Origin of the sequence: Anaerovibrio lipolyticus, from assembly GCF_021531495.1 — a bacterium.
Taxonomy (GTDB): Bacteria; Bacillota; Negativicutes; order Selenomonadales; family Selenomonadaceae; genus Anaerovibrio.
Window position 1 is genome coordinate 1 of sequence record NZ_JADYTY010000031.1, and the last position, 22581, is coordinate 22581.

Here is a 22581-nt window from a genome sequence, read left to right on the forward strand (position 1 = left end):
AGAAAGGATGAGCTATATGACATACGAAATGAAATTACAGGAAATGCAAGATTTTGGTTACAATAAAGGTAAAGCAGAGGGCAAAATTGAAGGTAAGATTGAGTCGATAAAGGAATTGATGCGTAATTTGAACTTGTCTCCTGAAAAGGCCATGAAGGCTCTTGGAATTGCTCCTTCTGAATTCAATCGCTATATCTCTTTACTTTAAACAGAAACTATTCGCAAACGCAGTCTATCATACATATTGATGGCTGCGTTTTTGTGAAAAAAAGCCGCCCCAAATATGAGACGACATTTAAGTTGTGCCCAGAATGGACATAAAAAAATCCTTTGCAAAAATAAACTTGCAAAGGATTTACATATTTATTGAACCCCTAGGAACATTTCCTAGCCTAGCCAGGAAAATCTTTTGTATTTGCTTAACTTGCAAAGGATTATATCCACAAAAGGATGTCCGTGCAATGCTACTACAAAAATAGCCATTACCCACTTGCACAAATCTACTAAATTATAATTACGAGCCTGCTCTGAATCATTTTAGCAATCCATATTAACCGAGTATGCTTCATTACAAGCTACAATCTGACCATTTACACATTTAGACGCATCGGATAATAAGAATTTAACTACTTCTGCTATCTCCTCTGGCCTCATTATTCTCCGTTTATCAAACCATAAATTTCCATCTGGATTTATGTTATTTATATTAGTAGCAGTAATTCCAGGTGCAACAGCATTTACCCTTATATCATTTACTCCATATTGCTTTGCCAATCCCTCAACGAAACTATTGCATACTACTTTAGATAAACCATATGGGTGAACATCACTCATAATTCCTCTCTCAGATGATACAAAAACCAAATTACCATCTATGTGATTATCTAACCAATATTTTATAGTTGCTTGCGCAAGAAAAAATGCACCTGTGAAATTTGTATCCATTGTTCTGGTGTAATCATCTAATGTATAGTCGAAAAAATTCTTTTGCTTGTAAATACCGGCATTGCTTACTACTGCATCTAGTTTTCCATCAAATAAATCCACAACATCCAAAAATTTACTTTTTATAGATGTTATATTTGCAATATCAAAAACGATAGCCTTACAATTATTGCTATCAATTTCTTTTAAAGCATTATTCAATTTATCTTGACTTCTGCCAGTAATAATAACCTCTCCGCCAGCAGCAATAATTTTCTTTGCAACCGATAATCCAATACCACTGGTACCGCCTGTAACTAAAATTTTTTTACCTGCCAACAATTTGTTATCATCAATATGAGCAACCGACACATATTTATTAACCACAGGCTGCCCATAAACCAGAAACTTTGCACATCTTTTCAATACACTTTTTAAACTCATATTTATACCTTCTTGTCCTTCTTTATCATAAAACAATATGTCACAAATAGATAAATCGATATGCTCGAAGGTATTTATACAAATAGTTAATGCAGACTTTCTCCTCCATCTACTACCATTACTTCACCACACATCTGGCGTCCTGCATCTGATAGCAAAAATACTGCCGCATTAGCAATCTCATTAGCTGTACACATTCTACCACTAGGAATTCCATAGGCAGGAGCCCAATTATGTTTATCTCCCTGTCGCATCATATCCGTAGCAGTCGCTCCCGGCGCTATACCATTTACAATAATGCCATCACGCACCGTTGCTTTTCCAAGACCTTGAGTTAATCTCACTGCAGCAGCTTTCGACAATCCATAGGGATAGCAAGTACCTTTCAACCCTTCTGTACTGCAAATATTTAGGATATGACCATAAATGGAATTATTTTTAAAGTACCTTACCGCATATTGACATATAAAAAATACTGACTCTATATTCGTCTTAAAAACCAATTCCATCTCTTCAGGTGATACATCCAAGAAATCTGAATGAGTCAAAATTCCTTGAGAATTTACGACCATATCTATCTGTCCATATTTTTTTATTATATTGTTAAAATTCTCCTGAATAGATCCTATATCCGAAACATCCCATATCTCGTTTATAGCACCCTCTATTTCGTGCTTACTACGACTACATATAATAACTTCACTTCCATGGGAAAGCAATTTATTAGTAATAGCCTTACCTATTCCTGTACCCCCCCCAAAAAACAATTGTTCTTTTATTTTTAAACAAATCTTCTCGTGACACAATATTTTCAGAGATTTCAACAGGTCTCTGTGACATTATCTTCCTTAACATCTTTTTTAAATAAAATCGCATAGTTTTTCCTACTTTCTAAAAATCCGTTTTCCTGCTTTTAAACATCCTTTAATAATATTCTTAAATCTAACTGCCAATGGATCCCTAGCGTATTTCTCGTACGCTTTATTAAATCCCATACTATCCAAACTACACAAAAAATCCCTACTGTACTTTGATAAAATAGCTGATTCTCTGAAGGCTGGATTTCCTAATACAGACCTAGAAAAATCTTCTTCACGTGAATATAAATTTTCTTTTATTTTTTCAAAAAGCTGATTTCCCTTCTTGCTATTAACAATAACTAACGAAGTTCCATTATCATCCGCACTCTGCAACCCCCAAAAATCAGCCAACATTACATCTGTACCATGATCCAATCCTTTAAATGCGCAATGTGTGCAACTAGGGCGAATATACAGATGATAATGTATATACCCCCTCATAAACTTATTATCCTTATCAAAATATATTTTCTGTTTTCCATTATCCAAATCCAGCCTTGTACACAATGGAGATCTGTGCCATCCATATTTTTTATACTTAAACCAAACCCTATTAACCCGACATTTTTCCTCTGTCTCTACTTCCGTCAGCCATGCTTTTAATGCCTTGGGCGAATTCACTCCTAGACATATAAAATCCATATAAATCAGATTTTCGTACTCTTTATCCAAGTATGACCGCAATGCTGCAACTTGACATGGTGTGCCACAAAACAAAGTCAACTTGCCTTGTACTACAATATCCTTAATCTGTTTATATATATTCTTACTATTACATTGCACATATTTGGACTGCCGAATAACAGAAAGTTTATCTGCAGCATCTATAATGACATGTTCAACACCATTATGCTCATCATACGCTGCTCCCGCAACAACACCTCCTTGGGACAGTATTTCTTTTGCAAATTCGGAAAATGCCCCACCAGATGTACTTTCATAGCGAATATCTTTATCCTGACTCCATACTGCAAAAGACCTAGCAACAAAATCATCGGTATATTTTTTATACCGTCCATCACAAATTCTTTTACATTTGCCACATTCGATACATGAATCTGAATTAATATATGGATAGATAAATCCATCTTTATCTTCCCGCATAGTAATCGCTTGTACAGGACAACCGTTGGCACAAGCACAACACCCTGTGCATTTTGTTAAATCTAATTCCATGTGCAATTCTCCCTTATAATCCTGCCTGGATTTCCTCCATAAAGCACATTTGGTGGCACATCCTTTGTAACTATAGTGCCAGCTGCTATCACTGAATTATCTCCTATAGTCACTCCTTTTAGAATCATACATTTACTTCCTATCCATACATGATTACCTATATGAATTGGTTTACCAACATCTTCCTTACCGTCTAGATTGTGTCCATTACAATCAATAATTAAAATATTATGCGATATAGCAACCCCATCACCTATTACTATTTTATTACGACAGCGTATCTTGGTATCTGCATTAATAAAACCGCTGCCAAGATACAATTTACCACCCTCAAATATTTGAATATCACAACCATAGTGACAACTAAAACTGCCTTTTACATGCAGTTCAGAAGAATCACTCATTAAAAGCAACGTACTTCTGCCAAAACCGCGCTGATACATAGAACCCAAAGTAAGACTTCCAACAATATCTATAATGGTATTTTTCTTTCTGCTTATAAAAGCTTTATGTGTCCTGAGTTTATAAACAGCCTTTAAATAAAATGTGTTATTTTTTATAGAGCTATTCCCAACTAAATTATCCACCAAAGCTAACATACTTTTAATAAAATCTTTAATTATTTTTTTCATAAAACCACCTATTTATGTATGAAATTTCATCAGAATTGTTTTAATCTGATTTTTTTCATATTCATTCATTGCCATTTTATACATGGTTATGCTATACAAAATAGAAAAAATCAAAACTACAGTTACAAACCTAAACCAAGTATCTGTAACTAGAACTTGTTCTAGCAGAATACCTAATACTGCAATAATGATACATGCAGGCACGAATTTAATAAAATCTTTGGCAAAATCCATAATTCGCAATTTTCCAGCTTTGTAGAAGTACCAATTATCATAAAAAGTTACACATAAAAATGTATTAATTGCTGTACCTATAGCAACACCAATGCCTCCATATAATTTAGACAATGGTACGGCCAATGCAAATCCTCCAAGAGAAAAAACAAAATGTACAATCACCCATTGCCTGTGTTTGTTAAATGCTCTCAATACTTCTATTCCCATATGTTGGCACAAATAGATAACTAACGGCGTAATAAAAATCAATGCAATATAATACGCATCATCATATTCCGCACCAGCCCATAGTCGTATAAATGATTTTCCCCAAAATAGAAACGTACTCCATATAAAAAACATAATATAGAACTGGCATCGTCCTACCTTTATCCATAATGCTGTTAACTCTAATAATTTATTTTCCCTAACCAATCTGTATATTTGTGGCACAACCACGCCACAAAAAGCAGATGACATAGTAATATACAGACTATTTATTTGCAAACCCACACTATATATACCAATAGCTTTGCTGTCTGCTACGTAAGATAATAGGAGCTTTGCCATATTCCAATTAAACTGATCCATTATTCCTTGTAAAATAATAAAAAACGAAAACCACGCCATTTCTGGCAGCAGTTTAAAGGGAAGGTTCATCAAGCAGAATTTACAATGAAGTTTTTTAACCAAATACACAGCATTAATAAGCAAATCTACAATCGACACGAATAACACAACCCAACTCATTCCAATAGAGCCAAATCCCATATATAGCAATGGTAGATTTATTAATGGAGACGCCACTGCCGTAGCGATACCCAGTGTTTTGATAAACACAAATCTTTCCTGAGATATAACAATCGTGGCAAAAACTGTTTTTATCATCAATACTGCCATATTTATAGACATAATAATGAAAAGAATTTTAGCCAATGCCTTTTCATTTGCATTTAAACCATCACCTAAGACAATATCTACATTGCATGATACAGATATCCCCAATATCAAAACAATTATTGCCAGTATGCTGAATATAAGTAAAAACATACCGTTTAGCTTTGCAATATTCTCCTGATTTCCATCCTTTTTATATATAGAATAATATCGCATATAGGTGCTAGTCATACTTGTATATAGCAATGCAAGACACCCTATAATGGAGGAACTCAGACTATATACACCATATTCTGCAGCTCCTAGAATTCTCAGCATTATTGGTGTATATAGCAAACTGCTCAATATGGTTACCATAATCTGTCCATACGACAAGATTACTCCTATTTTCTTCTGATTCATTTTTTTAGATTACCTGCCATTACGTTTTTTATATCCTGCCACAATATAGGCATAAACTTTTCACGGCCTGCCTGATTCATAAAATCGCCGTTGAAATAATATCTATAATCCTGAAAACGGTCATCCCGCATGTAATTTAAGAAAGGAACATCTGAGGCCACATTTGCAACTGGTTCATCTATAACTGCATTAATAAATTCGTCTGAAATCTTCCTATTAATAATTTCAGATAATGGTGGCAACATCAATATAGGTACAATACCATCTTTTCTCGCTTCCTCTATCATATGACGCAGCAATTGACTTGTAGCCTTTATTTCACCTTCTAGATGTTTTAATGATTCACGATGTTGCAAATCCCTTAATTTAAACTGACTCTTCCAACCACGAATGCGATTATCACTTTCCTGCTCTGCATATCTCAGCGACGGTTCAGGCTCCTTAAACATTTTTCCCCTACGATAAAAGCAATGTACTATGTTTCTCCAATTGCTCAATACAGGAAGATAATGATATTTTAATTTTTTCCACCAATTTCCATTGGGAATTTCCTCTGGCTTTAAGAAATGATAATACCTACGATTAGCTTCATCCTGAGGGTAATCCATAAATCCCAATACTAAATTGGAAAGAACAATTAACAATAATTTGTTCTTTCCAATTTTGCTACGGTATTTTTCAAATAAACGATAGTCCCAGCTAATAGACTGTGCTCCTGAGGCTAAACTAAATCCATTTACTCCCACAATTGACCAATCTATACAATAATATGCATGATTACTCCCTGTATTAATAATCTCTAAATTATCAGGAATATTTTCATTGAACTTTTTTACCTTATTGTATTCATTGAGATAATTTGGCGAATGGGTATAAATGTAATTAAGAACTAATAATATTAAAATTGCCAAAATTACCAAAGAAAAAACCATCATGTATATTCACCATCCACTACATATAAGATAGTATACCTCTTCCAGCATGCACATTATCATAGCACAATTTTCTATTAATATCAATATTTATACATCTTTTAAGTTATATATAGTGTTATATTACCTCGCATTTTTATCTTTTAAGAAACATGTTTCTGATTTATTCATCCGTTTTTTCTTCATCAAAAAAATCTCCATAAGCCAGATTTTTATCTCTAGCTTATGGAGATTATTTATAAACAAATTTTTAGTGTCTCTTGGTACGGAGCAGAGCCCAGATAAGGTTCTTGATATCCTTATCCTTGTCGATCTTAACCTGTACAGCACGGGCATTGCCGATGATGTTGAAGTTCTCAACCAGGAAGCAGTAAATCAGGATACCCAGAGATACCAGACCAGCGCTGACGATAATCTCGCCGATACCTGGGAAGTAGGAACCACTCTCATACATGGAAGTGAATACGCAATTCAGACGGTTGAAAATAACGCCCAAAACAGTGAGCCATGCATAAGTCAGCAGACCGCCTCTGGTTTTTCTCAGTGGACTAATGATAATGCAGATAGGAATGATGATACCAAAGAGCATCTCCAAGCAGTACATATTGCTCTGGAGAGTTCCCTGGAATACATAACCCCACAAGTCCATAGAGAACAGATCATAAATCTTCATCAGGAGATATACCAGCATGATACGAGCACCTACACGAGTCAGCTTCAGCATAATCTCATGAGGAATCTCATGACCATAAGCGGTTCTTGCCAAGGTAGTCTCTACGCAAACCATAGCAGAGCCTACAAAGAAAGATGACATGAGGAAATAGATTGGCAGGAACTGGCTCCACCACAGTGGGAACATCTTCTCCTTCATAATCAGGAACAGACCACCCAGAGAGGACTGATGGAGTACAGGGAATACCAAGCCGATTACTACCAGAACAGGCAGAATCTTGAGAATATGTCTATGCAGCTTCTTTACCAGAACGCGCTCTGTAATAATCTCAAAGAACTCCAAGCTCAAAATAGTGGTGTACATGGAAATGCACCAGAATACCTCGAACAATACGGAGGTATAACCCCAGGATACGAAAGGACGCCAGAAGTTAAACCACTGACCAATATCCAGGAACAGACCAGCCATTACCAGAATATAACCCAGCAGAGAGGTCAGCAAAGCACCACGGGCTACAACCTCACACTGCTTGTAGCGGAACATATGCACAAGCAAGGCTGTGGAATAACCACCACCGGCCAAGGCAACACCGCACATTACGTCAAAGGCAATCCACATACCCCAAGGGGTTTCGTCAGTCAAATTAGTTACAAACTGAAAGCCAGTTAAAAGTCTCAGCAGTACAGTAGCTGCCATGAGAGCAACAAGGCCAGTCAGAACGAATCGGGTTGGAGTTATGGTAAAGTCCCAGCCCAAAATTCTAAAACATTTATATACCTTTACCTTCATGCTTAGTCCTCCTTATCCTTGTTCTCATCATCCTGATTTTTTTTGTTTTTCTCTACACGATGATTGTAATAAGTAAGACCAGCCAGGAACAAAGCCCAGCCAGCAGCAAAGAAAGGAACCTTGGACAGATAACTCTTGCTGTAGTTGGTAACAGGAGTGTCACTAACCTGCTTGAAGCCCAGCTCCTCAAAAGGTACATCAGAGATATACAGCCACTCAGAACCGCCTACTTCATGCTCACCATAAACATGGTTTACATAGCGGCTATCAGAAGCAATGATCTCATGAGCCTTCTTTATCAGTTCATCTCTATCACCGGAAATCAAGGCGCCGGTTGTGCAGGCAGATACACAGGCAGGTGCGTCACCCTTGCTCAGGCGGGCCTCACACATCTGACATTTTGCCACCTGTGGGAACTGCTCATTCCACTGATACTTTGGAATAGAATATGGGCAGGCTACCATGCAATAACGACAACCTACACACAAATCAGGATAATAAACAACTGCACCAGTCTTTTCATCCTTCTGAATAGCCTTGGAGAAGCAAGCTGACGCGCAGGCAGGCTCCAAGCAATGGAGGCACTGCTTCTTGACAAAGCGCAAACTGTCATTTGCTGTATGGAACTCCTGAATAACAGTCCAGCGATTGTCATCCAATTCCAAATGTCCATCCTTAATATTGCGAGGCTTAGCCTTGAAATCCAGACCATTATACATTTTGCAGGCTACACTACAGCCCTCGCAGCCGATACATTTTGTTATATCTACTAAAACAGCCATTATTTCACCTCTTTCAATCAAAACAACCGATCATGACGGTTTACAAAGGACGTATGCAGGTACTTTTCAGCCTTCTCGCTGAGAGGCTTACCATAGAATTCCTTATAAATCGACTGAATTTCAGTGTTATCATGACTGCAGCGCTTAGCGGAGCTGTTATCCTCCTTGTAAATGGCCGCAATACGCTTCTGCTTAATATCAGCCACAGAGGATTTTGGCTGACCGCCGCCACCAATGCAGCCACCAGGACAAGCCATAAATTCGATAAACTGCCACTTGCTGCCATGCTCCTTGATGCCATTCAGCAGCTGACGAGCATTTTCCAAGCCATGACATACAGCAATATTCACTGTACCCACCCCTGGAATAGTTGCATTGGCTTCCTTTACAGCCTTCATGCCGCGAACCGGCTGCCAGGAAAGCAAATCAGCTGGTGGATTGGAGCCTGTTGCAAAATAATAAGCAGTACGAACAGCTGCCTCGGTAACACCACCGGTAGCACCGAAAATTTTGCCGGCACCAGTAGATTCGCCCAATACGGAATCATATTCGCTTTCAGCTACAGTATTCAGGTCAATGCCCTTGTGCTTCAGCAATACTGCCAGCTCTCTGGTAGTCAATACATAATCCATATCCCGCTGGTCATCAACCTGCAGCTCCTCACGGCCTACCTCAAACTTCTTAGCAGTACAAGGCATAATGGATACATTGATAATGTTCTCTGGCTTAATGCCCTTCTTCTCTGCATAGAAGGATTTGATAGTAGCCCCCATCATATTCTGGGGAGATTTACAGGTAGACAGATTGTGCATAAGCTCTGGATAGAAATACTCACAGTATTTAACCCAGCCAGGGCAGCAGGAGGTAAGATGTGGAATTTCGTCCTTGGCCTTGGTAAGTCTGTGTACAAACTCAGAGGCCTCCTCCATAATGGTAAGGTCAGCGGAGAAGCAGGTGTCAAATACGGCGTCAAAACCTGCCTCCTTCAAGGCACCAACCATCTTCTTGCCTACACTGGCACCAGGCTCCATGCCAAATTCCTCGCCCAGAGAAACCTTGGTAGCTGGTGCTGTCTGTACTACAACATGCTTGCTATCATCATCAATAGCTGCCAATACATCCTGAATATTACGCTTTTCAGTAATAGCACCGGAAGGACAGGCAATGGTGCACTGACCGCAGCCTACACAGGCCACTTCATTCTTCAATGGCAATGGGTAATTGCCATAAACGCCCATAACATTCTTACAGGCCTCTACACACTGACCACACAGAATACACTTCTCATCATCTCGCTCGATAGATGGGTTATCCTGGCTAATGGCCACACGGCCTTTCAGGTTTACAGGGAAGTCGCCTTTTCCCTGATACTGATCAGGTATCCATCCCTGGGCTCCTGATGGATCACCCTTGCAGCCAGCTGCCATTACGCCAAAGCCGACTACGCCAGACCCAGCCACAACCTTTAAAAACTTGCGCCGAGATATTTTGTTAGTCATACAAACTCTCCTTATTTTTCGCCTAACACAATAATATAAAAACACACAATAATTTACATTTATTATTTTACCACTATTGAATAATTATAAAAAATATTTCATATTTATGGAATTATTAAAAAAATATATACCACCATGAAGCTGTAAATTATTTGTAATGTTCAACATAAAGACATGATGATATACATCACAACGAGTATATCATCATGTCTCCATTCTCAAATAACCAATAGGGCAAATACCATACTCAGTATATATTACCCCTAAAATGAAATTTTGTCCAGAATTCCTGTTAAATAAGCAATGGTAATGCCGTAATTTGTCATAGGTACAGCTTCGGCCCTTGCTTTTTCTATCCTGGTCATAATAAACTGCCGATTAAACATACAGCCGCCACATTGAATAATTAAATCATAGGCTGACAAATTTTCAGGAAAATCGGTGCCGCTAACCACATCCACCTGCAGCTTGGCCCCAAAACGCTTCCGCAGGAGAGCTGGAATCTTCACACGGCCAATATCCTCCTGCAGAGGAGCATGAGTACAACATTCCGCAATCAACACCTTGGAATTTTCTGTCAAGCTGTCTATATGCTTTGCTCCCTCAATGTAGTAGGCCAAATCCCCCTTATAGGCTGCAAAAAGTACGGAAAAGGAGGTTAAACGGCTTTCTGCTGGTTTATGCTCATAAACATATTTAAAAACCTGAGAATCCGTAATTATCAGCTTGGGAGCTGTCTTGAGCTGGGACAGGGCCTGCTGGTATTTATCTGCTGTAACACTGATAACAAGGCATTTTCTATCCAACAGCTCTCTAATAGTCTGAACCTGGGGCAAAATCAACCGCCGCTTAGGAGCCTGAATATCCTGGGGCATTACCAACAGCACCACATCATCCTCAGACACCAGCCGCCCAGTAATATATTCTGTGTCAAAATCCTCTGGCATTAAGCTAGCCAAAGCCATACGCAGCTCATCTATATTGCCAGTATGACTGCAATCTGCCACCACAGCTTTTATCTTGCTGTCCTTCAATCTCTCTGCCAATCTGTCCTGCAAATCAGCTACAGCTTCTTTATTGTCAGAAAAATCATTTATCAGACAAAGCACAGGAATATTTTTCTGCCGGAACCTAGCCAGCAGCTGCAGCTCAGAAGCAAAATCCTGTCTGCCATCTGCCGGGAAAACAATAATGGCCATATCTGCCTTGTCCATAGCCAGTTGAGTTTTCTCCAGCCGCTGAGCCCCTAAAGCCGTATTGTCCTCTAAGCCTGCTGTATCCATAAGAACACAAGGCCCCAGGGGATTGATTTCCATAGCCTTGTACACCACATCTGTAGTAGTGCCTGCCACATCAGAAACAATGGAGGTGCTCTGGCCAGTAATAATATTCAGCAGGGAGGACTTGCCACTATTGGTTTTGCCAAAAATGCCAATATGCAGACGATTGGCATTTGGTACTTCATTTAATTCTGCCATAATTAGAACCTGAAATCTCTCTTGCCACCACTAATATCAGCAATATGCTCAGCAGCAATTCTTCTAACCTTCTCATTTGGAATCTTCTGCAATTCCTCATTAATCATGGCCATGCCCTTTACCTTGGTTTCCTCACTGGCATAATCCTCCAGATATTCCTTCAAGGTCATCAGAGCATTTGGATGGCAACAATTCAGAATCTGCTTGCTCTTGCACAGGGACATAAATCTGTCGCCGGTGCGTCCCTCACGATAGCAGGCTGTACAGAAGCTTGGTACATAGCCCAAATCTATCAGCCAGCTTATTACCTGATCCAGAGTTCTTCTATCACTAACATCAAACTGAGCAGAGTTATCATCCTCTGACTCCTCCTCCACATAACCGCCTACGCTGGTACGGGAGCCGCCGCTTATCTGGGAAATACCAAATTCCAAAGCCTTTTCCCGCACAGCCTTGCCCTCACGGGTGGAAATAATCATACCAGTATATGGAACAGCCACGCGAATCAAAGCAATAATTTTCTCAAACATTTCATCACTGATACCATTGTCAAAAGCATCTGGATCAATATCGTCTGCTTTCTTGACACGAGGTACGCTAATGGTATGTGGGCCTACACCATGAACAGCCTCCAGATGCTCAGCATGCATTAACAGGCCGGCAAATTCATAGCGATACATCTGCAAGCCGAAAAGTACACCTAAGCCTACATCATCAATACCACCAGCCTGAGCTCTATCCATTGCCTCTGTGTGATAAGCATAATCATGCTTTGGTCCAGTTGGATGCAGCTTTTCATAGCCTTCCTTGTTATAGGTTTCCTGGAACAGGATATATGTACCAATGCCTGCTTCATGAAGCTTTCTGTAGTTCTCCACAGTAGTAGCAGCAATATTTACATTAACACGGCGGATAGCACCGTTCTTATGCTTAATATTATAAATAGTGTTGATGGATTCCAGCACATATTCAATAGGATTGTTTACAGGGTCCTCTCCCAGCTCAATAGCCAGGCGCTTGTGGCCCATATCCTGCAGGGCAATAACTTCCTTGCGAATCTCATCCTGAGTCAGCTTCTTACGGCTGATGTGCTTATTCTTGGCATGATAAGGGCAATACAGACAGCCGTTGACACAATAATTGGAAAGATACAATGGGGCAAACAACACAATGCGATTGCCGTAGTAATCCTCCTTAATCTGACGAGCCAAATCATAGATTTCCTGCAGCTTTGCCTCGTTGTCACAAGCCAAAAGTACGGAAGCCTCACGGTGGGTAAGTCCTTTGCCCAGCTTAGCCTTGGCAATAATCTTATCCACAACCTCCATATTATCCTTGTTTTCGTCAGCATATTTCAGGGTTGCCTGAATTTCCTCGTCAGAGATAAACTCCTCTGCCTTCATGGATTTTACATCATACATTTTACTCTCTCCTATGGTCTGTAATCTCCGCGATCGCAGACTACCGTATAACCGATACTTTCTACACGATTTTTTAAACAGTTGATACACTCAGCTGCTTCTTCTCCAGTACAGATTTTGGCATCATATAATGCATATTTTTTCCGCACTGATTTTGGGGACAAATTTGGCATTACCACATTGGCGCCTGCCCGCAGCCCCTTTTCCCTGCCTACAGGATCAATAGTTCCCAAGGCTGTGGTAGCTGGCAAAAGTACATGGGGCAGTAATAGCCTTATTATGGACAGCAGGGTTACTGTCCTTTCCACAGTTCCCCCAGGCTTTTGGCCAAAGGGAGTTGCATGCTGAGGGATAAATGGCCCTATGCCTACCATATGAGGCTTTAACTCCCTAAGAAACTGCAAATCCTCATACAATGTATCCACAGTCTGTCCCGGCGAGCCTACCATAAAGCCTGCTCCCACCTGATAGCCTATATCTCTAAGAGTATACAAGCACTTCTTGCGATGCTGCAAGGACATTTCAGCAGGATGAAGCTGACTATAATGAGCTTCATTGGCAGTTTCATGCCGCAGCAGGTATCTATCAGCACCAGCTTGGAAATACTGTTGGTAGCTTTCAGCGCTTTTTTCTCCAATGGAAAGGGTTATAGCGCAATCAGGATACTGTTCCTTGATACTGCGAATAATATGACACATTCTAGCATCTGTGAAATATTCGTCCTCTCCACCCTGGAGTACAAAGGTGCGAAAGCCCAGTCTGTAGCCTTCCTGACAGCAGGCAAGAATTTCTTCCTCCGTAAGGCGATAGCGTTCAGCCAGCTTGTTGCCTCGGCGGATACCGCAATAATAGCAGTTATTTTTGCAGTAGTTGGTAAATTCAATAAGTCCCCGAATAAAAACAGCCTGGCCATAAATCTCCTGCCTTACTGCTGCCGCCCGCTGCCCTAGAAGCTCTCCTTCATTTCCCTCCAGCAAATACTGAAGCTCAGCTTTTGTGATATTCTTTTTTCTTTCAATATCAGCAACAACAGAAATAACATCATCTCCTAGAATAGCTATCATTTATACACATACATAAATAATATTACTTTTGCTAATTGAAAGCAATACATAAGCCGCAAATTTATTCAAAAAATTATATTAGGTATAATCCAAGGTACTGTGTTATAATAAGAGCCGTTAGATATTTTGATTTGCGAAAGGAGAAATATTATGTTTAGTGGAATTGGTGTTACCGAGCTGATTCTGATCTTGGTTATCGCATTGGTAGTATTTGGCCCTGGCAAGCTGCCAGATGTAGGCAGAGCATTGGGCAAGAGTATCAGAGAGTTCCGCAATGCAGAGAAAAACATCGTTGAGAATGTTACTGTAGAAGAGGAAAAGAAGTCTACTGATAATACAGACAAAAAGGCATAATAATATGGCAGATACTTCAAATGACCAGCATCCACTGCCTACAGAAAGTCACCAGCCCCCACAGCAGGATACCAGTGAAGATATGACCATATTGGGGCATCTGACAGAGCTGCGCAAACGTATTTTGTACAGCCTGCTGGCAGTAGCCATAGGTGCTGCTGCAGCTTATAATTTTCTGGATGAGATTATGGCCTTTCTTTTGGAGCCAGCTGGCAAGCTTTATTATATGCAGCCTGCCGAGGCTTTCTTTGTCTATGTAAAGGTAACTATTTTCTCAGGCTTTTTATTTGCCTTACCTATTATCTTTTATCAGGCCTGGGCCTTTCTTCTCCCAGCCCTCACCATGCGGGAAAGATTGCTGCTGTCCATACTGGTGCCAGTTTCTGTACTTTTGTTTGTGGCAGGCCTGCTATTTTCCTTTAAATTGGTATTGCCGCTAGCCATGAATTTCTTCCTGGGCATGGGCAGTGCTGACTTCCAGCCATTTTTATCTGCTGGAAGCTATTTTGACTTCATTATCACCTTTGTGCTTCCCTTTGGAATGCTCTTTGAAATGCCACTTATTATGATGATTTTAGCATGGCTGGGAATTATTACCTCAGATATGCTGGCAGCCAAATTCCGCATTGTCATCCTTGTATGCTTTGTTATTGGTGCCCTGCTTACCCCGCCGGATATTATCAGTCAGTGCATGATGGCCATTCCTATGCTTATGCTTTATGGTGTAGGCTATTTAGCAGTAAAATACATATTGCACAAATAAAAGACTGTCGCAGCTGCGACAGTCTTTTATTTTGCGCCTTTTTAGTCTACAGGACGGATGCCGGTTTTGCCAGTGAATTTGTGATAATCTCCCCCGTTATGGCGATTTATCAGCTCAGCAAAAACCTCCTCTGGCTTGATATTATGATAAGCCAGCAATACCAGACAGTGATACCAAAGATCTCCCATCTCGTAAATAATTTCTTCCTTGTTAAGATTCTTGGAGGCAATAACTGTCTCTACAGCTTCCTCTCCCACCTTTTTCAGAATCTTATCCTGGCCTTTTTCAAAAAGGTAATTGGTATAAGAGCCTTCCTTGGGATTTAACTGACGATCCTTAATAACATCATACAGTTCGTTAAGAATACCAGCCAAGGCATATTTATCTGGCTCAGGCTGATCTACCACAGCCAGAGCCTTGTTATTTGGCATAAGCCGACGCCCGCTAAAGCAGGAATAGGTTCCTGTGTGACAGGCACCAGAACCCTGCTGATGGACGATAACCAGAATAGTATCCCCATCACAGTCATAATACATATCCTTAACCTGCTGCATATTGCCGGAGGTCGCTCCCTTGTTCCACAGCTCCTGACGGCTGCGGCTCCAGAACCAGGTAGTACCTGTTTCCAGAGTTTTCTCCAGAGACTCCTTATTCATATAGGCCAGCATCAAAACCTGGCCATTTTCCTCCTGCACCACTGCTGGTATAAGACCTTTTTCATCGAATTTAATCATTGAAATATCCAGCATCAGAATCTAACCTCCACTCCTCTGGATTTGAGATATTCCTTTACCTGACGCACTGTATACTGACCATAATGGAAAACAGAGGCTGCCAAAACAGCATCAGCCTTGCCCTCTGTCAGTACATCATAAAAATGCTCCATAGTACCTGCACCGCCAGAAGCAATAACAGGTACATTTACAGCCTCTGACACAGCTCTGGTAAGAGGTATATCATAACCATCCTTAGTACCATCAGCATCCATGCTGGTAAGCAGAATTTCTCCTGCCCCTAGCTCTGTTGCCTTTTTTACCCATTCAATAACATCCAGGCCGGTAGGTGTTCTACCGCCATTAACATAAACCTCCCAGCTGTTTTCCCCATTGCGACGGGCATCTACAGCCAGAACAATACATTGACGGCCAAATTTCTCTGCTCCCTGACGAATCAGGTCGGGATTTTTTACGGCGGCTGTATTTACAGAGGTTTTATCCGCTCCTGCCTTTAGCATTTTTCGCATATCCTCTGTAGTGCGGATACCGCCACCAATGGTAAAGGGAATAAATACCTGAGAGGCACAGTCCCTTGCTACCTGTACTATGGTATCACGCTGTTCATTGGAGGCTGTAATATCCAAAAATACCAGCTCGTCACAGCGCTCCAAATCATAGCGGTGAGCCAGCTCTACTGGATCACCTGCATCCCGCAGCCCTACAAAATTGGTTCCCTTAACTACCCGGCCATTTTTTACGTCCAGGCAGGGAATAATACGCTTGGTATACATTACTGTGCCTCCTCTACTAAGGCAATTGCCTCCTGAAGCTTCAGACTGCCAGTATAAATGGATTTGCCCACAATCACACCCTCAATGCCATCCTTTTCATATGGCAGCAGAGCCTTAATGTCCTCCAGAGATTTCACACCGCCGGAGGCCACCACCTTTACTCCGCTTTCTCTAGCCAATTTAGCTGTGGCTTCTACATTTACCCCTGACAAGGTGCCATCTCTGTAAATATCTGTGTAAATAATGGTTTTTACCCCGGCTGCCGCCATTTTTTTGGCCAGCTCTACTACCTCCACATTGCCAGATACACCCCAGCCATCTACAGCCACAATGCCATCCTTGGCATCAATGCCTACTACAATACGATCACCGTATTTATCACAGGCTTCCTTTACCAGCTCGGGATTTTGGACTGCCACAGAGCCAAGAATTACTCTCCTTACCCCCAAGGCCAGAACTTCATCGATATTCTCCATGGTCCGGATGCCCCCACCCAGCTCTACAGGAATATCCACACTAGCAATAATTCTCTTAACCACTTCAAGGTTCTGGGATTTGCCGGCTAAAGCTCCATCCAAGTCAACCAGATGCAGGAATTTTCCGCCCTGCTGCTGCCATTTTACAGCCATATCTTCTGGTTTATCACTAAATACTGTTTCCTGAGCAAAATCTCCTTTGAACAAGCGGACACATTTGCCACCACGAATATCTATTGCAGGAAAAATTACCATATTTTACTCTCCCATCAGAAGCCAATAATTTACATTTCAATAAAGTTTTTCAAAACCTGCAGTCCCACATCACCGGATTTTTCGGGATGGAACTGGGTTGCCATTACATTATCCTTGGCCACAGCAGCAGTCAGCTTTTCGCCATATTCCGTAGTGGCTGTAATAATACTTGCATCCTCTGGTACACAATGATAGCTGTGTACAAAATAAAAATACGGATGCTCTCCCAAATGGGCAAATAAAGGATGGTTCGGCTGGCTAAAGGTTACAGAATTCCAGCCCATATGAGGAACCTTCAAGCCAGGTGCCTGAATCCTGCGCACCATCCCCTTGAAAATTCCCAAGCCTTTGGCCTCTGGAGATTCCTCACTGCCCTCAAAGAGAATCTGTTCACCTATGCAAATTCCCAGCAAAGGGGTACCCTTGGCAATACATTCCCTAATAGTTGGAATCAACCCTGTTGCCTCCAAATTGCTCATGCATTCTCCAAAATCTCCAACTCCCGGCAATACCAGCTTATCTGCTTTGGCAATCAATTCCTTATCACCAGTAATTAATACATCTGTGGCAAACTGCATCAATGCCTTTTCTACGCTAAACAGATTGCCTACTCCATAATCTATAACTGCAATCATCTTTTTTCTCCTATTACAGCAGGCCCTTGGTGGAAGGAATCTCATTGGCTGTTTCCTGATTAATAGCCACAGCCTGATGCAACGCTCTGCCCAATGCCTTGAAAATCGCCTCCACCTTATGATGGGAATTGGTACCATACATAATCTTCACATGGAGGGTAATGCCTGCATTAAAGGCAAAGGCCCGCAGAAATTCCTCTGTCAGCTCTGTATCGTATTGACCAATCATAGGCGCCATATCTCCACCAGCATCATAAACCAGATACGGCCGGCCACTTATGTCCAGAGACACCATAGCCAGGGTTTCATCCATAGGCAGGAAGAAGGTGCCATAACGGGTAATCCCTCGCTTATCTCCTAGGGCTTTGCTTACAGCCTGACCAAGGGCAATACCAATATCCTCTACGGTATGATGACCATCTACCTGAATATCTCCATCACAATTTACTACTAAATCAAATCTGCCGTGCGCACCAAAAAGATTCAGCATATGGTCAAAAAAGCCAATACCTGTAGTGATATCAGTTCTGCCCTTGCCATCCAAATCAATTGTTAGATCCACAGATGTTTCCTTGGTTTCACGAATAATGTTACTGCTTCTGTGCTGCTCCACAGCTGCCACCACCTTACAAATTACTGATTTGCTTCTACAAAGCTTTTTATAGCGTCAAAAACCTGATCATTTTCCTGTCTGGTGCCCATGGAAATTCTCAGGCAGTTTTCCAGTCCAGGAGCAGAACCAAAGCTGCGGACACCAATACTCATATTAACCAGCTCTTCGTTAAGAGGAACGGCCTTTTCATATTTTACCAATATAAAATTGGTCTGAGAAGGATATACCTTAAAGCCTGGTAGGGAAGCATATAATTCTGACATACGGTTTCTTTCAGCAATCATCTGCTGTATTCTTGGTACATATTCATCCCGCATCTGGAAAACAGTATCTGCTGTTACCAGTGTCAGCACATCCATATGGTATGGCATAAAGGTTTTGGCCACCATAGCAATAACCTCGGCATCCCCTAAAAGATAACCACAGCGAATGGCTGCCAGGCCGTAGGCCTTGGAGAAGGTTCTGGCTACTAGCAGCTTGGGATATTTCTTCAAAAGAGATGCAGCAGACTGACCATAAAACTCCACATAGGCCTCGTCAATCAGCAGGGCACAGCTGGTATGCTGGGCAATGTTTTCTATATCCTCCAAAGGCAAGGCATTGCCAGTTGGATTGTTAGGATTGCAAACCACAGCCAGAGATGCCTTGGAATCATTTACCTTCTGAATAAACTCCCGCACATTCAGTCTATAATCCTCTTTATTCAGATCTACCACCACAGAACGAGCCTCGGCAGCCTTGGCATATATATGATACATAGAGAAGGATGGCTGGGGATAGACCACAGTCAGATTTCTACCACCAAAGGCAAAAAACAGCTTCTCAATGATTTCACTAGAGCCATTGCCAATAAGAACATTTTCCTTTTGCAGTCCATAATTATCAGCAATGGACTCCATGAGCTGCTCCAAATCCTCATTAGGGTAACGGTTAAAGGCTACACGGCTTAAACGACCCATCACCCTGTCCTCCACCATAGGCGGCAGGTTCATACCACATTCATTGGCATTTACCTTAACCTTCCACTCTCTTTCCACCACATCATAGGAGGGCATATCCCCTAATTTGCTTCTATATCTAAGTTTTTTTACTCTGGTCATTTTATCCCTACTCTCTATAATAGTAGTTTTATAACGGCATCAAAGCTTTCTTAGCTTTACAGCGTTAGCATGAGCCTGCAATCCCTCTGCCTCCGCCAAGCGAATTACATCATCGCTAACAGCATCCAGCTGTTCCTGCGTATAGGAAATAATGCTGGTGCGCTTCATAAAGGTTTCTACATTAAGAACAGAATAATATCTGGCTGTACCACCAGTAGGCAGTACATGATTTGGCCCTGCAAAATAATCTCCTAAAGGCTCTGGAGAATATGCTCCCAGGAATACCGCACCAGCATGACGAATATATGGCAGCAGCTGGAATGGCTGCTCAGTCAGTACCTCCATATGCTCTGGGGCAGAAACATTAGCCAGCTCTACAGCCTGCATAATATCCTCTGTTATAATAATCATACCATTCCTATCCAGTGAAGCTCTGGTAATTTCTTCTCTTGGCAATACCTTCAGCTGCTTCTCTGCCTCCGCAGCTACCTTTTCAGCCAGCTCAGGGCTATCAGTAATTACAATACTGGAGGCCAGCATATCATGTTCAGCCTGACTTAGCATATCCGCGGCAGTATAAGCAGGATCTGCGGTCTTATCTGCCACAATGAGAATTTCACTAGGGCCAGCCAGCATATCAATATCACAGTGTCCATAAACAGCCTTTTTGGCCAGGGTAACAAAAATATTGCCTGGACCAGTAATCTTATCTACTCTAGGAATGGTTTCCGTACCAAAGGCCATAGCAGCAATAGCCTGAGCACCACCGATTTTAAATATTTTGGACACACCGGCTTCCTTAGCAGCTACCAATACATATGGATTGATTTTGCCATTCTTTGGTGGCACCATCATAATAATTTCTTTTACACCGGCTACTACGGCTGGCATGGCATTCATGATTACAGAAGAAGGATAGGCTGCTGTACCTCCTGGCACGTAAATACCAACTCTATCCAAAGGTATTACAGACTGACCTAAAATAGAGCCCTTGTCACGATAGTTCATCCAGGAATTAGGCTTCTGCTCCTGATGATAACGACGCACATTCTCGGCAGCCTTGCGGAGGGATTCTACAACTGCAGGATCAGCCTCCTGATAGGCAGCCTCATATTCAGCCTCAGTAACTACGAATTCCTCTGGCGTAAATTCAGTTCTATCAATCAGCTTGGTATATTTAATAACTGCCTCGTCACCATCGCGGCGCACATCTCCAACGATTTTATCCACAATTTCAGCTGCGGTGAGATCTGCACCAAAAAGCTTTTTGTTGGCCTCCCGAATGCGAGGATTCAATTCAACCTGATCAAAGGCTGGCTTCTTCAGTAATTTTTCTACAGCCTCCAGGCCCATATCCTTTACATTGATAATTCTCATTTCTTTTCCTCCTCTGCCATAGCCAAAATCTGCTTCAAATCCTCAGTAAGCTGATTGATTCTATCAAATTTCAGTTTAAAGCTAACTCGATTGCAAATCAATCTTGCTGTAGCATCCATTATATAGGCAATTTCCTCCAGATTGTTTTCCTTCAAGGTAGTGCCAGTTTCCACTATATCCACAATACTCTCTGAGAGGCCTACAATAGGTCCCAGCTCAATGGAGCCATTCAGCTTAATATATTCCATCTGCATACCCTTGCTGTTAAAGAATTTCTCTGCAATATGTGGGAATTTGGTGGCCACTCTAGTATGGGCGTAATCTGTCAGCTTTTCACGCTTGCAAGCCTTGTTTACAGCCATCATCAAATGACAGCGGCCAAAGCCCAGATCCAACAGCTCGTAAACATCCATACCGGACTCAGTTAAAACATCCTTGCCGATGATACCAATATCAGCTGCACCGTATTCCACATAGGTTGGTACATCTGCTGTCTTACTAATGATAAATCTGATTTTCTTTTCCTCATTAGTAATAACCAGCTTACGAGATTTTTCACTTAGATCCTGAGCTGTATAGCCTGCCTTAGCCAGCAGATCAGCGGAAATGCCAAATAGTTTTCCCTTAGGCAGGGCAATTGTAATATAGTCCATATTATCAGAAGTCATGGGTACGCCTCCATTATAAGCAGCTTTTACTCTTTACTCTATTAAAGTACTAACGAATAATATACTAACACAGTGTGTTCCATTAGTCAATACTTTGTTGGAATTAATGATAATGCCAAAATACAATTCAGTCAAGTTATAAGTAAACTTAATAAGGTTCGTAGCTCAAATTACCATATAGACAGCAAAAAAGGCACCAGATAAATCTGATGCCTTCATTCACGAAATGGCGGAGCAGAGAGGATTCGAACCTCCGCAGCCTTGCGACCCTAACGATTTAGCAAACCGTCCTCTTCAGCCTCTTGAGTACTGCTCCGCATAAATGGCAGGGGCAGTAAGACTTGAACTCACAACCTACGGTTTTGGAGACCGTTGCTCTACCAATTGAGCTATACCCCTATAATATGGGGCGATCGGTGGGGATCGAACCCACGCGTGCTGGAGCCACAATCCAGTGTGTTAACCACTTCACCACGACCGCCATATTGAGCTTCTATAAACCATAGCCTATAGAAGCTATGAACCGGCGACTTCTTATCCTCCCAGGCCGTCTCCAGCCAAGTACTTTCAGCGTTTATGTGCTTAACTACTGTGTTCGGAATGGGAACAGGTGGAACCACATAGCCAACATCACCGGATTATTT

The 22581-nt window shown here is 41.4% G+C and carries 22 protein-coding genes, 3 tRNA genes, 1 rRNA gene and 1 pseudogene; 3 read left to right on the forward strand and 24 right to left on the reverse strand.

The features are described from left to right. Positions 1 to 208, forward strand: a pseudogene (locus I6E26_RS09325) (Rpn family recombination-promoting nuclease/putative transposase); the annotation flags it as partial. 329 nt (positions 209 to 537) lie between these two features. Here the strand turns inward: I6E26_RS09325 and I6E26_RS09330 are convergent. The 12 genes from I6E26_RS09330 to hydE all read right to left on the reverse strand — a co-directional run bounded on the left by I6E26_RS09330 (position 538) and on the right by hydE (position 14189). Further along, positions 538 to 1368, reverse strand: coding sequence for an SDR family NAD(P)-dependent oxidoreductase (locus I6E26_RS09330; RefSeq protein WP_235321604.1), 831 nt, complete (start codon positions 1366 to 1368; stop codon positions 538 to 540). Between the two features lie 86 nt (positions 1369 to 1454). After that, on the reverse strand, positions 1455 to 2192 hold the full coding sequence (locus tag I6E26_RS09335; RefSeq protein WP_235321605.1) for an SDR family NAD(P)-dependent oxidoreductase: 738 nt from the start codon (positions 2190 to 2192) through the stop codon (positions 1455 to 1457). A gap of 60 nt (positions 2193 to 2252) precedes the next feature. After that, the gene (locus tag I6E26_RS09340) at positions 2253 to 3404 is read right to left on the reverse strand and encodes a Coenzyme F420 hydrogenase/dehydrogenase, beta subunit C-terminal domain (RefSeq protein ID WP_235321606.1); all 1152 of its coding nucleotides are present in this window, start codon (positions 3402 to 3404) and stop codon (positions 2253 to 2255) included. Further along, positions 3395 to 4036 (reverse strand): acyltransferase, encoded by a 642-nt coding sequence (locus tag I6E26_RS09345; RefSeq protein ID WP_235321607.1) that lies wholly within the window; start codon positions 4034 to 4036, stop codon positions 3395 to 3397. The genes I6E26_RS09340 and I6E26_RS09345 overlap by 10 nt, the downstream gene beginning before the upstream one ends. A gap of 12 nt (positions 4037 to 4048) precedes the next feature. Then, positions 4049 to 5551, reverse strand: coding sequence for a lipopolysaccharide biosynthesis protein (locus tag I6E26_RS09350; protein ID WP_235321608.1), 1503 nt, complete (start codon positions 5549 to 5551; stop codon positions 4049 to 4051). Further along, complete coding sequence (locus I6E26_RS09355; protein ID WP_235321609.1) at positions 5548 to 6486, reverse strand: hypothetical protein; 939 nt, start codon at positions 6484 to 6486, stop codon at positions 5548 to 5550. The genes I6E26_RS09350 and I6E26_RS09355 overlap by 4 nt, the downstream gene beginning before the upstream one ends. Positions 6487 to 6733: 247 nt before the next feature. Next, entirely contained in the window at positions 6734 to 7945 is a 1212-nt protein-coding gene (gene nrfD / locus I6E26_RS09360; RefSeq protein WP_235321610.1) for an NrfD/PsrC family molybdoenzyme membrane anchor subunit, read from the reverse strand. Positions 7946 to 7947: 2 nt separating this feature from the next. Next, a complete protein-coding gene (locus I6E26_RS09365) occupies positions 7948 to 8727 on the reverse strand; it encodes a 4Fe-4S dicluster domain-containing protein (protein ID WP_235321611.1) in 780 nt (259 codons plus the stop codon). 17 nt (positions 8728 to 8744) lie between these two features. Next, on the reverse strand, positions 8745 to 10226 hold the full coding sequence (locus I6E26_RS09370) for a [FeFe] hydrogenase, group A (RefSeq protein ID WP_235321612.1): 1482 nt from the start codon (positions 10224 to 10226) through the stop codon (positions 8745 to 8747). Between the two features lie 263 nt (positions 10227 to 10489). Next, positions 10490 to 11704, reverse strand: a complete 1215-nt coding sequence (gene hydF / locus I6E26_RS09375) for a [FeFe] hydrogenase H-cluster maturation GTPase HydF (RefSeq protein ID WP_235321613.1) — start codon at positions 11702 to 11704, stop codon at positions 10490 to 10492. A 2-nt stretch (positions 11705 to 11706) separates the two neighbouring features. Then, entirely contained in the window at positions 11707 to 13125 is a 1419-nt protein-coding gene (gene hydG, locus I6E26_RS09380; RefSeq protein ID WP_235321614.1) for a [FeFe] hydrogenase H-cluster radical SAM maturase HydG, read from the reverse strand. Between the two features lie 11 nt (positions 13126 to 13136). After that, on the reverse strand, positions 13137 to 14189 hold the full coding sequence (hydE, locus tag I6E26_RS09385) for a [FeFe] hydrogenase H-cluster radical SAM maturase HydE (protein WP_235321615.1): 1053 nt from the start codon (positions 14187 to 14189) through the stop codon (positions 13137 to 13139). Between the two features lie 150 nt (positions 14190 to 14339). On the opposite strand from hydE, the gene I6E26_RS09390 reads away from it, so the two are divergent. Together I6E26_RS09390 and tatC are read left to right on the forward strand one after the other, a co-directional pair. Beyond that, a complete protein-coding gene (locus I6E26_RS09390; RefSeq protein WP_235321616.1) occupies positions 14340 to 14543 on the forward strand; it encodes a twin-arginine translocase TatA/TatE family subunit in 204 nt (67 codons plus the stop codon). 4 nt (positions 14544 to 14547) lie between these two features. Then, positions 14548 to 15306: a twin-arginine translocase subunit TatC gene (tatC, locus tag I6E26_RS09395; RefSeq protein ID WP_235321617.1), complete on the forward strand. Its 759-nt coding sequence runs from the start codon at positions 14548 to 14550 to the stop codon at positions 15304 to 15306. Between the two features lie 41 nt (positions 15307 to 15347). On the opposite strand, the gene hisIE is transcribed toward tatC, so the two are convergent. The 12 genes from hisIE to rrf all read right to left on the reverse strand — a co-directional run bounded on the left by hisIE (position 15348) and on the right by rrf (position 22575). Further along, positions 15348 to 16055 carry a bifunctional phosphoribosyl-AMP cyclohydrolase/phosphoribosyl-ATP diphosphatase HisIE gene (hisIE, locus tag I6E26_RS09400; RefSeq protein WP_235321618.1) on the reverse strand — a complete coding sequence of 236 codons (708 nt, stop codon included), beginning with the start codon at positions 16053 to 16055 and terminating at the stop codon, positions 15348 to 15350. Then, on the reverse strand, positions 16055 to 16813 hold the full coding sequence (gene hisF / locus I6E26_RS09405; protein WP_235321619.1) for an imidazole glycerol phosphate synthase subunit HisF: 759 nt from the start codon (positions 16811 to 16813) through the stop codon (positions 16055 to 16057). Before hisF ends, hisIE begins: the two co-directional genes overlap by 1 nt. Next, complete coding sequence (hisA, locus tag I6E26_RS09410) at positions 16813 to 17544, reverse strand: 1-(5-phosphoribosyl)-5-[(5-phosphoribosylamino)methylideneamino]imidazole-4-carboxamide isomerase (protein ID WP_235321620.1); 732 nt, start codon at positions 17542 to 17544, stop codon at positions 16813 to 16815. Before hisA ends, hisF begins: the two co-directional genes overlap by 1 nt. Before the next feature lie 29 nt (positions 17545 to 17573). Further along, positions 17574 to 18179 carry an imidazole glycerol phosphate synthase subunit HisH gene (gene hisH, locus I6E26_RS09415; protein WP_235321621.1) on the reverse strand — a complete coding sequence of 202 codons (606 nt, stop codon included), beginning with the start codon at positions 18177 to 18179 and terminating at the stop codon, positions 17574 to 17576. A 13-nt stretch (positions 18180 to 18192) separates the two neighbouring features. Then, entirely contained in the window at positions 18193 to 18792 is a 600-nt protein-coding gene (hisB, locus tag I6E26_RS09420; protein ID WP_235321622.1) for an imidazoleglycerol-phosphate dehydratase HisB, read from the reverse strand. 20 nt (positions 18793 to 18812) lie between these two features. Then, complete coding sequence (gene hisC / locus I6E26_RS09425; protein WP_235321623.1) at positions 18813 to 19892, reverse strand: histidinol-phosphate transaminase; 1080 nt, start codon at positions 19890 to 19892, stop codon at positions 18813 to 18815. 39 nt (positions 19893 to 19931) lie between these two features. Next, the gene (gene hisD, locus I6E26_RS09430) at positions 19932 to 21269 is read right to left on the reverse strand and encodes a histidinol dehydrogenase (RefSeq protein ID WP_235321624.1); all 1338 of its coding nucleotides are present in this window, start codon (positions 21267 to 21269) and stop codon (positions 19932 to 19934) included. After that, positions 21266 to 21937 (reverse strand): ATP phosphoribosyltransferase, encoded by a 672-nt coding sequence (gene hisG, locus I6E26_RS09435; protein ID WP_235321625.1) that lies wholly within the window; start codon positions 21935 to 21937, stop codon positions 21266 to 21268. The genes hisD and hisG overlap by 4 nt, the downstream gene beginning before the upstream one ends. Before the next feature lie 227 nt (positions 21938 to 22164). Continuing rightward, positions 22165 to 22253 (reverse strand) — tRNA-Ser (locus I6E26_RS09440). Between the two features lie 7 nt (positions 22254 to 22260). Continuing rightward, positions 22261 to 22336: transfer RNA gene (locus I6E26_RS09445), tRNA-Trp, on the reverse strand. A 6-nt stretch (positions 22337 to 22342) separates the two neighbouring features. Further along, a tRNA-His gene (locus I6E26_RS09450) sits at positions 22343 to 22418 on the reverse strand. A 40-nt stretch (positions 22419 to 22458) separates the two neighbouring features. Then, positions 22459 to 22575, reverse strand: a 5S ribosomal RNA gene (gene rrf / locus I6E26_RS09455). Positions 22576 to 22581 lie beyond the last annotated feature (6 nt).